The 15959-nt window shown below is 34.2% G+C and carries 15 protein-coding genes; 12 read left to right on the forward strand and 3 right to left on the reverse strand.

Annotation, left to right across the window (positions count from 1 at the left end; genetic code table 11):
* The first annotated feature begins 15 nt into the window (after positions 1–15).
* The 7 genes from phnX (at position 16) to cbpA (ending at position 8263) form a co-directional block, all read left to right on the forward strand.
* Positions 16–810 (forward strand): phosphonoacetaldehyde hydrolase, encoded by a 795-nt coding sequence (phnX, locus tag ACXVYO_RS05025; protein ID WP_458466178.1) that lies wholly within the window; start codon positions 16–18, stop codon positions 808–810.
* Between the two features lie 15 nt (positions 811–825).
* Positions 826–1923 carry a 2-aminoethylphosphonate--pyruvate transaminase gene (phnW, locus tag ACXVYO_RS05030; protein ID WP_327801247.1) on the forward strand — a complete coding sequence of 366 codons (1098 nt, stop codon included), beginning with the start codon at positions 826–828 and terminating at the stop codon, positions 1921–1923.
* Positions 1920–3104: a saccharopine dehydrogenase family protein gene (locus tag ACXVYO_RS05035; protein ID WP_458466179.1), complete on the forward strand. Its 1185-nt coding sequence runs from the start codon at positions 1920–1922 to the stop codon at positions 3102–3104. Before phnW ends, ACXVYO_RS05035 begins: the two co-directional genes overlap by 4 nt.
* Positions 3105–3144: 40 nt before the next feature.
* Positions 3145–3927 (forward strand): DeoR/GlpR family DNA-binding transcription regulator, encoded by a 783-nt coding sequence (locus ACXVYO_RS05040; protein ID WP_088095651.1) that lies wholly within the window; start codon positions 3145–3147, stop codon positions 3925–3927.
* 426 nt (positions 3928–4353) lie between these two features.
* Positions 4354–6636, forward strand: coding sequence for an NEAT domain-containing leucine-rich repeat protein (locus ACXVYO_RS05045; protein WP_458466180.1), 2283 nt, complete (start codon positions 4354–4356; stop codon positions 6634–6636).
* A 248-nt stretch (positions 6637–6884) separates the two neighbouring features.
* A complete protein-coding gene (locus ACXVYO_RS05050) occupies positions 6885–7514 on the forward strand; it encodes a class II aldolase/adducin family protein (RefSeq protein ID WP_458466181.1) in 630 nt (209 codons plus the stop codon).
* A 125-nt stretch (positions 7515–7639) separates the two neighbouring features.
* Positions 7640–8263 carry a cyclic di-AMP binding protein CbpA gene (gene cbpA / locus ACXVYO_RS05055; RefSeq protein ID WP_458466182.1) on the forward strand — a complete coding sequence of 208 codons (624 nt, stop codon included), beginning with the start codon at positions 7640–7642 and terminating at the stop codon, positions 8261–8263.
* A 67-nt stretch (positions 8264–8330) separates the two neighbouring features.
* Here the strand turns inward: cbpA and ACXVYO_RS05060 are convergent, their stop codons facing one another.
* Positions 8331–9101 (reverse strand): divergent polysaccharide deacetylase family protein, encoded by a 771-nt coding sequence (locus ACXVYO_RS05060; protein ID WP_458466183.1) that lies wholly within the window; start codon positions 9099–9101, stop codon positions 8331–8333.
* 397 nt (positions 9102–9498) lie between these two features.
* Between ACXVYO_RS05060 and ACXVYO_RS05065 the strand changes: the two genes are divergently transcribed.
* Positions 9499–9780 (forward strand): aspartyl-phosphate phosphatase Spo0E family protein, encoded by a 282-nt coding sequence (locus ACXVYO_RS05065; protein ID WP_000495532.1) that lies wholly within the window; start codon positions 9499–9501, stop codon positions 9778–9780.
* 29 nt (positions 9781–9809) lie between these two features.
* On the opposite strand, the gene ACXVYO_RS05070 is transcribed toward ACXVYO_RS05065, so the two are convergent.
* Entirely contained in the window at positions 9810–11306 is a 1497-nt protein-coding gene (locus ACXVYO_RS05070) for a DUF3149 domain-containing protein (RefSeq protein ID WP_458466184.1), read from the reverse strand.
* A gap of 194 nt (positions 11307–11500) precedes the next feature.
* Here ACXVYO_RS05070 and ACXVYO_RS05075 point away from each other — a divergent pair, with 194 nt between their 5' ends.
* The 4 genes from ACXVYO_RS05075 (at position 11501) to ACXVYO_RS05090 (ending at position 14689) form a co-directional block, all read left to right on the forward strand.
* Positions 11501–11947 carry a MarR family winged helix-turn-helix transcriptional regulator gene (locus ACXVYO_RS05075; protein WP_000203340.1) on the forward strand — a complete coding sequence of 149 codons (447 nt, stop codon included), beginning with the start codon at positions 11501–11503 and terminating at the stop codon, positions 11945–11947.
* A gap of 157 nt (positions 11948–12104) precedes the next feature.
* A complete protein-coding gene (locus ACXVYO_RS05080) occupies positions 12105–13799 on the forward strand; it encodes a M3 family oligoendopeptidase (protein WP_458466185.1) in 1695 nt (564 codons plus the stop codon).
* A gap of 139 nt (positions 13800–13938) precedes the next feature.
* On the forward strand, positions 13939–14472 hold the full coding sequence (locus ACXVYO_RS05085) for a DinB family protein (protein WP_000941973.1): 534 nt from the start codon (positions 13939–13941) through the stop codon (positions 14470–14472).
* Positions 14473–14572: 100 nt separating this feature from the next.
* On the forward strand, positions 14573–14689 hold the full coding sequence (locus ACXVYO_RS05090) for a DUF6254 family protein (protein WP_274310576.1): 117 nt from the start codon (positions 14573–14575) through the stop codon (positions 14687–14689).
* An 11-nt stretch (positions 14690–14700) separates the two neighbouring features.
* Here the strand turns inward: ACXVYO_RS05090 and ACXVYO_RS05095 are convergent, their stop codons facing one another.
* Positions 14701–15909: an ATP-binding protein gene (locus ACXVYO_RS05095; protein ID WP_458466186.1), complete on the reverse strand. Its 1209-nt coding sequence runs from the start codon at positions 15907–15909 to the stop codon at positions 14701–14703.
* Positions 15910–15959 lie beyond the last annotated feature (50 nt).

Consider the following 15959-nt stretch of genomic DNA (forward strand, 5'->3'; position numbering starts at 1 on the left):
AGGGTGATGGATTGAATGAAAATAGAAGCAGTTATTTTTGATTGGGCGGGTACGACAGTTGATTATGGATGTTTTGCACCACTGGAAGTATTTATGGAGATTTTCCAGAAACGCGGTGTTGAAATTACTGCAGAAGAAGCTCGTAAGCCAATGGGGTTATTGAAAATTGATCATGTTAGGGCATTAACAGAAATGCCTCGTATTGCGAGTGAGTGGAATCGTGTTTTCGGACAATTACCAACAGAAGCAGATGTTCAGGAGATGTATGAAGAATTTGAAGAAATTCTCTTCGCTATTTTACCGCGCTATGCGTCGCCGATTAATGGAGTAAAAGAAGTGATTGCTTCTTTACGTGAAAGAGGAATTAAAATTGGTTCAACGACTGGTTATACGAGAGAAATGATGGATATTGTAGCAAGAGAAGCAGCGCTACAAGGGTATAAGCCTGATTTTCTTGTAACGCCAGATGATGTTCCGGCGGGTCGTCCATATCCGTGGATGTGTTATAAAAATGCGATGGAACTTGGTGTATATCCAATGAATCATATGATAAAAGTTGGAGACACGGTATCGGATATGAAAGAGGGAAGAAATGCTGGAATGTGGACAGTTGGTGTCATTCTTGGTAGTAGCGAGCTCGGTTTAACGGAAGAGGAAGTGGAGAATATGGATTCGGTAGAACTTCGTGAAAAAATAGAAGTAGTTCGCAATCGTTTCGTTGAAAATGGGGCGCACTTTACGATAGAAACGATGCAGGAACTCGAAAGCGTAATGGAACATATCGAGAAACAAGAACTTATTATTTCATAAAAGGGGAATAGGATCATGACTGAAAATCACTACTTATTATTAACACCAGGACCATTAACGACAACAAAAACAGTAAAAGAAGTTATGTTATACGATTGGTGTACGTGGGATGCTGAATATAACACGATGGTGCAAGATGTAAGAGCTAAGCTTGTATCGTTAGCGACGAAGGAAGAAGAAAAATATACGACTGTTCTCATGCAAGGAAGCGGTACGTTTTCAGTTGAAGCAGTAATTGGTTCTGTTATTCCTAGAAATGGAAAGTTGCTTGTTTGTACAAATGGTGCGTACGGTAAGAGAATTGTACAAATGGCAGAGATGTTACATATAGATGTGGTGGTTAGTCAAACGGAAGAATGGGAGCCTACTAATATTGCAGAAGTAGAAAAGATATTACAACAAGATAAAGAGATTACACATATTGCAGTTGTTCATTGTGAAACAACAACAGGTATTATCAATCCAATTGTAGATGTATGTAAATTAGGGAAGCAATATGGAAAAGTAACACTAGTTGATGCAATGAGTAGTTTTGGTGGCATTGAAATAGATATCGCTGAGTTGCAAATTGACTTTCTAATTAGTAGTGCGAATAAATGTATTCAAGGGGTTCCTGGGTTTGGCTTTGTTATTGCAAAGCGCGATGAATTGTTGAAATGTAAAGGGCAGGCACGTTCATTATCATTAGATTTATATGATCAGTGGGAGACGATGGAAAATCAAAATGGAAAATGGCGTTTTACGTCACCTACACATGTTGTACATGCTTTTTATCAAGCACTACTTGAATTAGAAAAAGAGGGCGGAGTAAAAGCGCGTTACAATCGATATTATAACAATCAAAAACTATTAGTGAATAGAATGAGAGAAATCGGATTTAAGTCACTAGTAGATGAAAAATATCAATCGCCTATTATTACATCCTTTATTTATCCAGAAGAGTGGTTTGATTTTGGGCAGTTATACAATGAATTAAAGCGTGATGGATTTGTTATTTATCCAGGTAAAATTTCAAAAGTAGATACATTCCGTATTGGAAATATCGGTGATGTACATGAGGCAGATATCAATCGTTTAGTTGATAGTATTGCTAAAGGAGTTGTTATAGGTTGAAAGTATTTTGCTTAGGTGGAGCAGGTAAAATTTGTCGTGAAGCAATTTTAGATTTAGTGCAATTTTCATCTTTTGAGACGATTACAGTAGCTGATTTTAATGAAGAAGAAGGTCTGAAAGTAGTAGAATGGCTTAACGATCCTCGCGTTGATTTTGTGAAAGTAGATGTAACGAATCATGAGGATACGGTTGCAAAAATGAAGGGCTATGACATTGTAATGGATGGCACGACGATAAAGCTAAATGGTTTGTCAACTCGATGTATTGCAGAAGCAGGTTGTCACGGTGTGAATTTGAATGGATTTGGTGAAGAAAATGACTCACATTCTATATTTGTTCAAAATGGAAAAACATGTTTACCTGGTTTTGGTATGACGCCAGGTGTAACGCAAATGATGGCAATGCATGCAGCAAATCAGCTAGATACTGTAGAATCAGTTCGTGTCAGTCACGGTTCGTATCGTCCGATTGCTTTTTCTGCATCAATTACAGAAACAACGACATATGAATATGATCCACATTTACCATCGCGTACAGTGTATGAAGATGGTGAGTTTAAGCAAGTACCTCCGTTTGCGCGTCCGAGAGAAATTGAATTACCGGCGCCTTATGGTAAGGAAACGCAGTATATAATCCCGCATTCTGAAACGATTACATTAGCAAAAGAACTGAAAAATAAAGGCGTCAAACTGATAGAGACGAGAGGGACTTGGCCAAAGCAAAATATGCAACTCGTACGTGCGTTATATGATTACGGTATATTGCGTAATGATCAAGTTGAAATAAATGGGGAAGAAATCGGCATTATGGATTGTATTTCGAAGTATTTATTGCAATCGAAAGAGGGACAAGAAACAGAAATTTACGGTTATGCACTTCATGTAGAAGTAATAGGTATGAAAAATAATGAGAAACAAAGGCACGTATTATATCATACACACCCGTTATCTGATGGATCTGTTGTAGGATGGGAAAAATTGAGAGCTTATACGAGAAACGTCGGTATTCCATTTGGGATTGCTACAGAGTTAATCGCAAAAGGGCAAGTAAATAAAGTTGGGGTTGTGACACCTGAGGAAGCTTTTGTAAAGCCACAAATTATTTTTGATGAACTGGTAAAGCGTGGTATTCATATTCATGAAGAAGTTTTTACTGAAAAAGAAAGTTATAACTTTGTATAAGTAAGGTAGTTTATGAGGTAGAAATCAATGGGGTGAGGCTATGTCTGTAGTAGGTGAAGAAAGAAAGCGAACCATTCTTGAGAAGGTAGAGTTTAAAGGGAAAGTAAAAGTTTCAGAGTTAGCGAGAGAGTTTGCTGTATCGACAGAGACGATTCGCCGTTATTTAGAAGAATTGGATCGTGAAAAGAAGTTAAAGAAAGTGTACGGTGGTGCCGTCCAACTTCCGGGAGCTGGAATAGAGGCACCAATGTTAGAACGAGAGATGCTGCATATAGAAGAGAAGAAGAGAATTGGGTATAAGGCAGCAACGTTTGTGGAAGATGGAGATGTGATTGCGATTGATGACGGAAGTACACCACTTCAAATGGTGCCATATCTTGTTCATCGTAAAAATTTAACGATTGTAACAAGTTCATTTCCAGTAGCCACACAATTAATTTCTTCTATTAATAAAAAGATGTTTCATGGTGAAGTTTTATTTATTGGTGGAAAAATATCCCCAAAGCATTCACGTGTGTCAGGGTCTATTTCGCAGCAAGTAATCCAGCAATTTCATTTTCATAAAGCATTCGTGTCGATTGATGGATTGTTACCTGGTTTTGGGGTTTCTAGTTTTGAATTAGAAAAGGCAAAACTGTCAGAAGCGATGATGAAATTAGCAGAGAAAACTTATATTTTATGTGATCATACAAAAGTAGGGGTAAAAGGAAATTACCGAATAGCAGCGTTTTCGCGTATTCAACATGTAATTTGTGATAAGAAAATGCCCTATAGTTTTGAAGAGGAAGTCAAAAAGCATAATATTCAATGGACAATTTGCTAAATAAATGGAACTTCCACCTGATTTTGAGGTGGAAGTTTTACGGTCCGCAAAAAGCAGGATAAAAGATTTGGATTTATGCAAAAAGTGGACACATTTTCTCATTTCTTTCATATAATTTACCAATACAAAAAAAGTTGGTCGAAGGAAAGAAGGGGGAAAGTATGTCAGAACGGATATATAATAAACTTGTATTGTATGCGAATATTTTGCAAAAAATTGGTTTTATTAATGAAAAAGAAAAAAGTGAAATTCTGCATACGATAAGTAAAAAGGCCCTTTGAATAAAGGGCCTTTTTATTTTTTCCTTTGGAAATATAAATTTAATGTAATATTCTCATTGACAATGATAATGATATTCATTATCATTTATTTGTAGATAATTGATAAGTGTTATCAATTAAAATATATATGATAGGGGATATTATTTTGAAAAAAAAATATATGAAGGCGTTAGTAGTAGCGACAACATTAGCAATTCCATTTGCTGCATACTCTACTCCAGCATTAGCAGCACTAAAAGTTGAAGCAAATCAATCGGTGGTAGCAGCTAGTGAACGTACGTACGATACTGAGATTAAAATATATAAGGACCAAAAAGACGAGCCATCTATGGTTTCTCAATATATAAAAGATCCTAAAGTAGCGATTGCAGACGGGAAAAAAATTGTTACTGTAACAATACAAGATAGCGATTATTTTCAATATCTTAGAATAGAAGATAAAAACCAACCAGGTGTATTTCATGATGTGAAAGTTTTGTCAGAAGATAAGAGAAAAAATGGGACGAAAGTAGTTCAATTTGAAATTGGCGAGTTTGAGAAGAAGCACAATATGCAAATGCATATACTTATTCCAGCTATTGGATACGATCACAAATATCAAGTTCAATTTGAAATTAAAGATCCAACTGTAGGTGACAAAGAAACAGAGAAACCAGATGATAACTCTAATTCAGGCAATACGGAAACGGATAATCCAGTTGATAATCAAAATATGATAACAGATAACAAATTAAGAGAACTTGTTAATAAAAAAGTATTTAATAGAAAAGATGTAAATACACCAATTACGAAAGAAGAGTTATTACAAGTAAAGGACTTGTTTTTAAATACGAATGAGATTCTTGATTATAGTGCATTAAAATATATGCCAAATTTAAAATCTTTAACAGTTGCGAATGCGAAGATAACAGATCCGTCGTTCTTTGCGAACTTAAAGCAATTAAATCATTTAGCTTTGCGTGGTAATGAATTTTCAGATGTAACTCCACTTGTTAAGATGGATAATTTAGAATCTCTTGATTTAAGTAATAATAAAATTACAAACGTTGCACCATTAGTTGAAATGAAAAATGTAAAAAGTTTATATCTATCAGGAAACCAAATAGAAGATGTAACAGCATTATCGAAAATGGAACAACTAGATTACTTGAATTTAGCAAATAATAAAATTACGAATGTTGCTCCATTAAGCGCATTAAAAAATATAACATACTTGACTTTAGCTGGTAATCAAATTGAAGATATTAAACCGCTATATTCATTACCTTTAAAAGACTTAGTATTAACACGTAATAAAGTTAAAGATTTATCGGGCATTAATCAAATGAATCAATTAAGTAAATTATTTATCGGGAAAAATCAAATAGAAGATGTGACATCACTTGCTAAAATGACTCAACTTACAGAATTAGATTTACCTAATAATGAGTTAAAAGATATTACGGCATTATCTAGTTTAGTAAACTTACAAAAACTTGATTTAGAAGCAAATTATATTTCAGACTTATCGCCAGTTAGTAAGTTGAATAAGTTAGTATATTTAAGTTTTGTTGCAAATGAAATTCGCGATGTTAGACCAGTAATCGAACTAAGTAAGAAGGCTTATATTAATGTTCAAAACCAAAAAGTCTTTCTAGAGGATACAGAAGTAAATAAAGAAGTAAAAGTACCTATATACGAAAAAGACGGCGAGGTATCTACAAAAATTCGTCTGAAGAGTGATGGTGGTACGTATAGTAATGGTGTAGTGAAATGGGGCACACCAGGTGAGAAAGTATATGAGTTTGGAGTGAAAGATCCATTTGCGGATACAGGAATCTTCTTTACAGGATCGGTAATTCAAAATGTGGTAGAAGGTAAAGGGGATAATACTTCTAAAGAGGATGAAAAAGTAGAAGTAGTAGAATTTAAAGATGTACCAAAAGGACATTGGTCAGAAGAAGCAATTCATTATTTAGCGAAAGAGAATATTTTTAAGGGATATGGAAATGGACAATTTGGATTTGGAGATCGTATTACTCGTGGACAAGTTGCGTCTTTAGTACAAAGGTACTTGAAATTAGAAAATAAAGTAGAGCAGAAAGAGAGATTTACAGATACGAAAGGGCATATGTTTGAGCATGATATTGCTGCAGTTGCGCAAGCTGGAATTATGCAAGGTGATGGTACTGGGGAGTTTCGTCCAGATGGAGTATTAACCCGATATGAAATGTCTGTAGTATTACATAAAGTATTTCAGTTAAAAGAAGATGGAAATAATAAAGTGAACTTTACAGATGTACCGACTGGTCATTGGGCAGAAGGATATGTGAAAGCGTTAGCGGATAATAATATATCAAAAGGTGATGGAAAAGGAAACTTTTTAGGTGATGATTTCGTAACACGTGAACAATATGCACAGTTTTTATATAATGCGATAATGAAATAAAAGATGAGAAAATACGTTATTCTTTGATTTAATAAGAATAACGTATTTTTTATGTACAAAATGAAATAGGCAATAGACAGGAGTATAGATATATGAATGGCCCATTTTAAAGAAGAGCTGTGAAACTATATTGACAAAAAGGCGTTCTCATGTGATAATTCAATTAAATTTTTAGAATAATCAAAAAATACTCCTTTTACATAGAAAGGATTCGAACATTATATAAATATTATGCCGGGGGTGACGAAATGTTATTTTTTCTAAAGAAATGGAATGAATTAAAAGATGTGAAATCTGAATTGGCACTTCGTGATTGGTTTTATGGTACAAAAATTAGTTTATCACTCTGTACGTCAAAAGAGCCGTTAACTTTTTTAGTAAACGTTGAGGGAAGAGATAAAGGGTTATTTTCAGAAGAAGACTTTATTGTTGTTAATTGTATGTGTGAGCCAGTATTTGAAAATGAAGAAAAACCAGCTGTAGAATCGTTTATGCATGCGGATATTTATAAAAAGAGTAGTGCAGAATGTATTTTACAAGTACAGACTGTAGATAGCCATTTAATATCAGAGTTATATGGAGAAGAAGGGGAAGTAACATTTGATAAACGTAGCGTGGAACGTGTTTTTGGAAAAGAAGGTATAACAGAAATGACAATTCCCATTGTAGAAGATGAGAAGAAATTTGCTGATTTATTAGAAGAAAATGTACCGAATTTTATTGAAGGTGGAGGAGTAGTTCTTGTTCATAATTATGGCATGATTGTGTGGGGGAAAACTCCAGAAGAAGCGAAAAAATGGCTAGAGGGTATAGAATATTTAATGAATTACCATGTAAAGTTGTTAATGATAAAAGGTGCAAAGAGCTCTGTTATATAAAATGTTTGTGATGTCGTTACAAGTCAACAAACAAATGAAAGCGTTTTAAAAATAATTTCACTCATAAAATATAGGTCTCCTTATTATATATAGATTACATGTTGACATGTAAGGAGGAACATATTTTGCGAGTTAAATATCATTTTCTGCCAAAACAGCAAGTAACATTTTGCAAAATAAGCGATTCAGGTGAAGAGGCTTTGCACATTATGAATGAAACGGGATTTCGAGCAATCCCTGTATTAGCAGAAGATGAAAAGAAATTCATGGGGATTATTTATAAAGTAGATCTTTTAGAAAAGAAGTGTGAAATCGGATTAGAGAAATTAAATACGGAACATATGCTGGAAGATTCCTCTGCATGTATTTTTGAAAAGGATTCTTTTTTTAGAGCATTTTATGTTATTCGTCGACTTCCATTTTTAGCTGTACTAAATGACTATAATGAATTTGTCGGTATCTTAACGCATTCCAATATATTTGATGTTATTGAAGATTCATTCGGTATGAGGACGGGTGGTTATATATTAACAATTGCAACACAAGATTGTAAGGGAACGATTAAAGAACTTGGGACATTGTTGAAAGCTTTTAATATCGGTGGACTATTTACGCTAGATAACGGTGATCAATATATTCGCCGCGTTATCGTAAATATAGCGGATGAGTTAAATGAAAAAAGATTGAAGCAATTAATCGAAAAAATAGAGAAAAAAGGATTCAGGGTGAGCCATGTAGATTATATTTAAGGTGGAAAGGAAAGGTACCAATTTGCTATATGCAGATTGGTACCTTTTTTAGTGTGAGTAATGAATTTTATTTTGAAACAGGAGGCGGAGATAATGCTAAATCAGATAAAAAAATAAAATCTGCATGTTCACGAATGTTAGGAATAGAAGACTCTATAACACGTGATGTAATTTCACCTGGAGGTCCAACGTGTCCGATAGCTACCATAATTGGTTTTTCTTGAAGTTTTTTTATGAGTAATTGGGCTTGTTTTGAAATATGTGCCGCTGTATATACATCATCAAAAAATAATTGGTTTTCAATAATAGGCACTCCTAATTCTTTCCCGATTTTTGGGACAACACTCTTAGGGTTTGTTTTGCTATCTAAATAAAATAAACCGTGTTTTTTACAAGCTGCAAGTATAAGCCTTACAATTCTTTCGTCCGCGGTCACTTTTGATCCCATATGATTGTTCATCCCAATTGCATGAGGTACTTCTTGAATCGCTTGTTCGAGTCGGTTATTTATTTCTTCGTCGCTTAAATCAGTTGTAATTGCTTTTGGTCCAAGCCATTCTTTTTTACCTTTAATAGGTTCCATTGGCATATGTATAATAACTTCGTGCCCTTTCTTATGAGCCGTTATCGCATCTTCCTTTGTGGAAGGGAGAAAAGGCATAACGGCAACAGTCAGTGGAATAGGAAGTGATAACATTTTATCAGTCCCCTTCATATTATTGCCGAAGTCATCAATGACAATAGCAACTTTGTTTGTATGGGCTTTGGCTTGAACAGGAAATAAGAAGGATGGTAAAAACATCGTAAAGATAAGCAATGCAATCGTATATTTGCGCATATAAATATTTCCTTTCTATTTGATCCCGCTATTTGCGAGCTGTGAGGAATGAACAAAATCCCCAATGATTAAACTTCACTTTATCAATCATCATTATGTTTTGCGTTTTTATATAAATTAAACAAAAAATGTCGAAGAAAAGTATATGAAAAATAGAGAATCCGCTATTTAATTGGTATTTGTAAAAAAAGAAGATGAAAAAAATGTCTATTATTGCGAATGTATTTACAAAGATAGAATAATTTGTAATAATTCTCAAAGTGAGGGTAAAGATTTGTAAATTACAGGGAGAAAATGTTAAATTTTCTGATTCTTCAAATTCAAATATGATTAAGTAGTTAAAAGGCCGATGGAGAAGTGAAGTTAAGAGCATGGAAGTATAATAAGGGGGATATGAATGTTTACTGTAAAAAGGAAGTACACATTAGAAAAGCTTTCACGTGATATTCATATGAAACGTGAAGAAATGATTCAATTAGGTTTAACGAGTGGGTTAAATAGTATGGAGACGATTCAGGTGAGTCAAGAATTGGACAAGCTTATTTTACAGTACCAGTGTTATAAAGAAAAACAAACACCAAAATGGTTATCAATTATAAAGGTACCTATTTTTCAAATTGGGTATGAAGGGAAATCGAGTAATTTTTGGCGAATGCTTGTGGCTGGTTTTATGAAATAAGTATAATTACCCTTTTGGGAGAAGGATAATTATACTAAGTGTAACGGAATTTCGATATGAACTGTCGTTCCTTCGTTTTCTATACTGTCGATAAAAATATGCCCATTGTACATCTCTACAATTCGTTTACATATGACAAGTCCAAGACCTGTTCCAGTATCTTTATTAGTAAAGAACGGATGAAAGAGGTGTTTTTGAATATGTTTTGGAATTCCTTTTCCAGTATCTATAATTTGCAATTGTGCGTGTGTTTCATTGTTTGTTACGGAAATAGTTAGTGTGTCACCAGAAGTCATGGCTTCAATTGCATTTTTTGTAATGTTTAAAACCACTTGTTTCATATGGTCTTTTGAGCAACGGATATGAACAGGATGGTCTGGTAAATGTAAATGAAATACAATGTTATGTAGATTCGCCTCAGATTGAATAATTAATGCTACCTCATTTAGAATGTTTCTCACATCGTATGTTTGTTCAATGATTGCAGTTGGCTTTCCAAGAATAAGAAATTCGCTTACAATTTCATTAATCCGTTCTATTTCTTGTTCGATGACGGAAAAATAGAACTGGTCTTGTTCATCTTTATATTTCTCTTTTAATAGAGCAACGAGTCCTTTAATTCCGGTAAGAGGATTACGGATTTCGTGGGCTGTACTAGCTGCAAAAGTGCCAACCAATTCAATTTTTTGTAGTTCATTTTGTTGTCTTTCCAGTTTTGTTTGGCGTTTTAATAACATATATTGAGCAAGTAAAAATAAAATAGACATTAAAAATAAAGTAGCTATACACTCTATTGAAACCCACTGATATAATGTTTTTTGATGGATAGGCAAGGGAGAAACAGAGACCTTCCAATTTAATCTTTGGAGTGGGGTAGTAAGCATATTAGAATGTGCATCACTTGTTTCGTTATTATCATCGGTGAGAAAAACTACATCATGTTTATCAGTTACTTCAAAGTGGTATTGTGGCTTAATGGCATTTAAAGATACTGAAATGTAGTCAAAGCGTAAACTTGCTAACAATAAGCCTGAGATTTCCTTCTGTTTATTGAAAATGGGAGAAGCAATCATAATAGCTTGATGTCCAAGAACACGATCTGTAATGACTGATGATACAGTTGTTTTTTTCGTCTGTAATACGTCTTGAATATATTTGCGATCTGAGACATCAACAGGTGGTCGGTCGCCTTCGGATGCGATTGTAATGATGCCTTCTGGTGTAGCGTAATATAAACCAGAAAAACGTGCATCGTTTCCATCTGTATCATGTACAATTTGTTTCACACCATTTATATTTCCAGTCTCGGTTTCTACGACCTTTGAGAGCATTTCTAATGCGGAAATTGCTTCACCAAGGTGATGATCTAAATAGTCTCTATATAAAAAGAGAACCGTGTGAGCAGATAGTTTGTTTTCCTGCTTCATTTTATATGAATGATATGAATAAAATGTAGCACCAATCCCTATCGTTGGTAGGATAACAAGCAATATATATAAAACTATGCTGTGGAATTTGACTTTCAAATTTGGTACTCCTTCTTTTTTATTATCATTATATATAAACTATGTTAAAATTGTCATGTTTTTATTCAAGAATCATTCATAATATATTTGGGGAGAGGAAATGAATGAGTGAATACTCATTCGGAATTTACATGAAGCACTAAGTTGTTTTTTCTTTTTATTACTGAGAATTTAAGTGAAGGGTTGAAAGTTGTATGACATCAAATAATGAACGAGAAGATATTTCTCAATCTCTAAAAGTATTTATTGCATTATCTCGTGTACATCGTTCTGTTATGGATACTACAAATAAATCTATACAAAGTAACGGGTTAAATCCAACTGAATTTGCTGTATTAGAACTGCTATATCATAAAGGTGGTCAACCACTTCAGCAAATTGGTGAGCGTATTTTAATAGCTAGTGGCAGCATTACATATGTTGTAGATAAGCTAGAGAAAAAGGGACTAGTAAAGAGAATTCCGTGCCCGAATGACAGACGTGTTATTTATGCACAATTAACTGAGTCGGGAGAGAACTTTATTGCTTCTATTTTTCCAGGGCATGAGCAAGTTATACACCAGTCTTTTGAAATGTTAACGAAAGAGGAAAAGGATGAATTACTTGATCTATTAAAAAAGATTGGAAAGTATGAAAAGTAATAGTATGTTCCAAAGGAGCTTTGGATAACGAAATCCAAGGCTTTTTTTACATATAATTATGACAGCGTCTGCTGTATTTTGCTGAAGAATAAGAGGAGATTTGTAAGTAAGCATTGAATTATAGTAAGGATGCATATAATGGAGAGGAGGCTCGTTCATGTCATTTAAAGACTATGAATATAAAAGGCCAAATATTGAAGAATTAAAAGAGAAGTTTACTGTTGCTTTAGAGAAGTTTGATAACGCCAAAACGGTAGAAGAACAAAAACAAGTCATCAATTCAATTAACGAAATTCGCAACGACTTCGGTACGATGGGGAATCTTTGTTACATTCGTCATTCTGTTGATACGACAGATGCTTTTTATAAGGAAGAGCAGGATTTCTTTGATGAATTCTCTCCAGTTGTACAAGGGTATGGTACAAAGTATTATAATGCGTTAATTCATTCTCCATTCCGTGAAGAATTAGAAGCGTATTATGGAAGGCAATTATTTGCTTTAGCGGAGTGTGATTTGAAAACATATTCTGATGAAGTCGTGAAAGATTTACAATTAGAGAATAAATTGTCTTCACAATATACACAGTTATTAGCATCTGCAAAAATTGACTTTGCAGGAGAAGAAAGAACGTTATCACAGCTTATTCCATTTATGCAAGGGAAAGAAAGAAGTGAACGTAAAGTAGCAAGTGAAGCATATTACGGATTTTTAGCTGAGAATGAGGAAGAGTTAGATCGTATTTATGACGAGCTTGTTAAAGTGAGAACGAAAATAGCCAAATCTTTAGGTTTCAAAAACTTTGTTGAACTTGGATATGCAAGAATGTACCGTACAGATTATAATGCGGAAATGGTGGCGAATTATCGTCAGCAAGTACTTGATTATATCGTTCCAGTTACAACGGAATTAAGAAAACGACAACAAGCACGTATCGGTGTAGAGAAGTTAGCGTATTACGACGAAAACTTTGAGTTTGCTACTGGTAATCCAACTCCAAAAGGAGATGCGGATTGGATTGTTAATCATGGGAAAACGATGTATAAAGAGTTATCGGCTGAAACGGATGAATTTTTCAATTTCATGCTAGATAATGATTTATTAGATTTAGTTGCTAAAAAAGGAAAAGCTGGTGGCGGATATTGTACATATATTGAGAATTATAAAGCGCCATTTATTTTCTCAAACTTCAACGGAACATCTGGCGACATTGATGTATTAACACATGAAGCTGGTCATGCTTTCCAAGTATATGAAAGCCGTAAGTTTGAAATTCCAGAATACAATTGGCCAACGTATGAAGCATGTGAAATTCATTCTATGAGTATGGAATTCTTTACATGGCCATGGATGAAGTCATTCTTTGAAGAAGATGCAGATAAATATTATTTCTCTCACTTAAGTTCAGCGCTTCTGTTTTTACCGTATGGTGTATCTGTTGATGAATATCAACATTATGTATATGAAAATCCAGAAGCATCACCAGAAGAGCGTAAGACAGCATGGCGTAATATAGAGAAAAAGTATTTGCCGCATCGTGATTATGAAGATAATAATTATTTAGAGCGCGGTGGTTTCTGGCAACGTCAAGGACATATTTATAGCTCGCCGTTTTACTATATCGACTACACGTTAGCACAAATTTGTGCACTGCAATTTTGGAAACGTGCAAGAGATAATAGACAAGAAGCTTGGGAAGATTATGTAAATCTGTGCCAACAAGGTGGAAGTAAATCATTCCTGGAATTAGTAGAAGTTGCAAATTTAACATCACCATTTGCTGAAGGTTGTGTGAAAAGTGTCATTACAGAAATAGAAGCGTGGCTACATGCGATTGACGACACAAAATTGTAAAAAACATGCGCTTTTTTTCACATGTTTAACATCGACATAACGAGAAAATGATGAGATAATAAAAGAAAATTCAGAATACTGAAAAGGTGTTTCTAATAAGGAGCACCTTTTTTCACCAACAAAAAGGGGGGAAAGAAGTATGCTTCAATCTAATATGGATGTGAGTTTAGAAAGTTTGGTGAACTCGTTACAGTCTACCCGAAGCACGCTATTATCAGAAATTGAAATGTTAAATGATACAGAAGTGAATGTAAAGCCGCGCCGTGATAAATGGAGTATTATTCAAATTTTGCATCATTTACATTTAGTTGAACAATCCGTTACGTCTGCCCTTGTATATGCTTTACAAAAAAATGAAAGAAACACGACTCCATTTAAAGACCTCCAACTTACGCTTGATCGCACACATAAACGAGAAGCTCCTCAGCAAATGAAACCAACAGAAACGTTAATGAAAAAACAGCAAGGAATTCAATTACTAGAACATTCACGACAAGAACTACTACACGCGCTTCATAGTGTGATAGATGAAAAAGATCTATTTGAAAATGGATTAAAGCATCCGGTTTTTAATGATCTGAATTTGTATCAGTGGGTTCAATTTCTTGATTTGCATGAACAAAGACATCTTACGCAGTTAAAAGAGGCGAAACACGCAATTTTACAGCGATAATTAGAAGGAAGTGGGAGACCACTTCTTTTTTGATACGTGTATAGTTTTCTTTCTTATTTTGGAATACTACATGGAGAAAGAAAAGAAGGAGTTGAAAAGTATGTCCAAGAAAAAGAAAGAAGAAGAGCGCGCTTGGAAAGCACGTAAAGAAAATCAAAAACCACATGGAAAAGTGAAAACCTTTGCTGAATTAGTTGAAGGAACAGAAAAAACGTGATGATTATTTCATCACGTTTTTTGTATGAGTGGAAAAGTTAATAAGAAAGTTGTACCAGCCCCTTTTTCGCTTATAATATCAATTTTTCCGTTCATAGCTTGCACAACACTGAATACGACCATCATTCCAAGACCAGTCCCTTTTTCTTTCGTTGAGTAGAAAGGGGATCCAAGGCGTTTTACTTGTTCTTGATCCATACCCACTCCTGTATCTTTTATATACAATTGTATATGTTTATGATCTGGAACTAAAGTAAGTACGAGATCACCGCCTGTAGGCATAGCCTCAATACAGTTTTTTAAAATATTTAATAAACATTGATTCAGTTTTTGTTTTTCACCAGCGATATAGAAAGATGTACTTTGTTTGATGTAGTGTATACGAACGTTTGTTAAATTAGCAAGAGGTGTGATTAAAGATAAGGCATGCAATAATTCTTCCTCTACTTGTAACTGTTGTTCTTTTTCAATACTTGGTTTCGCGAAAGTTAAATAGTCTGTAAGAACATGATTTGCTTGTTCGATTCCGTTGATGGCTATGTCGATATATAATTTTCGCTCTTGCTCAGTGCATGTATTTGATTGCAAAAGTTGTAAAAACCCTTTTGTTGAAGTTAATGGATTGCGAATCTCATGTGAGATGGACGCGGCCATTTCGCCAATTAAATGGAATTTTTCAGCATTCATAAGTTCGTTTTGAAGACGAACTTGCATTTGTAGTATGTGTAGCAAATATAAAGTAAGGATTGTTCCAATTATTGTACATATTTCGTATACGATAATATGTGGTATGTAATCTGCACTATTTGTAACCTCTGAAAGGAAAGATGGTATCCACCCTAAGCCAAATATGAGACTGTAAAAGATAGCGAGTGCTATTTTTATACGATTAGAACTTCGGTTAAATAGTTTGTATGTTAATAGTAGAACAATAAACAGTAAAACCGAAGCGATAAGGGATGGGAATACACCTATTCCCCCTAATAAAAAGCGGTATATGTTTAATACAACTAAGATGGAAGCACCAGCAATAGGACCTCCTGTTAATGTACCGACAATTAATACGATATGGCGCATATCAAATTGAAATCCATAATTTGTTTTTGCTCCGAAAGTAATACATAGTATGGTAGTGAGGCAACACAATGTAATAAATATAGCTGAATTTAATTTAGGAGAGCGTTTCCCTTTTTGATTCCAAAATAAATGGAATACGAGCATGGTAACAAGGATGAATAATATATTTAAAAAGAGATAAATAATAAAGGGTT

It is taken from the genome of Bacillus sp. BC08 (genome assembly GCF_054326875.1).

Coding starts and splice junctions, on each gene's coding strand:
- ACXVYO_RS05090 (WP_274310576.1), top strand. CDS start 14,573: ATGTCCAAGAAAAAGAAAGAAGAAGAGCGCGCTTGGAAAGCACGTAAA.
- ACXVYO_RS05075 (WP_000203340.1), top strand. CDS start 11,501: ATGACATCAAATAATGAACGAGAAGATATTTCTCAATCTCTAAAAGTA.
- ACXVYO_RS05040 (WP_088095651.1), top strand. CDS start 3,145: ATGTCTGTAGTAGGTGAAGAAAGAAAGCGAACCATTCTTGAGAAGGTA.
- phnX (WP_458466178.1), top strand. CDS start 16: ATGAAAATAGAAGCAGTTATTTTTGATTGGGCGGGTACGACAGTTGAT.
- ACXVYO_RS05095 (WP_458466186.1), bottom strand. CDS start 15,909: ATGCTCGTATTCCATTTATTTTGGAATCAAAAAGGGAAACGCTCTCCT.
- phnW (WP_327801247.1), top strand. CDS start 826: ATGACTGAAAATCACTACTTATTATTAACACCAGGACCATTAACGACA.
- ACXVYO_RS05080 (WP_458466185.1), top strand. CDS start 12,105: ATGTCATTTAAAGACTATGAATATAAAAGGCCAAATATTGAAGAATTA.
- ACXVYO_RS05060 (WP_458466183.1), bottom strand. CDS start 9,101: ATGCGCAAATATACGATTGCATTGCTTATCTTTACGATGTTTTTACCA.
- ACXVYO_RS05050 (WP_458466181.1), top strand. CDS start 6,885: ATGTTATTTTTTCTAAAGAAATGGAATGAATTAAAAGATGTGAAATCT.
- ACXVYO_RS05085 (WP_000941973.1), top strand. CDS start 13,939: ATGCTTCAATCTAATATGGATGTGAGTTTAGAAAGTTTGGTGAACTCG.
- ACXVYO_RS05065 (WP_000495532.1), top strand. CDS start 9,499: ATGTTTACTGTAAAAAGGAAGTACACATTAGAAAAGCTTTCACGTGAT.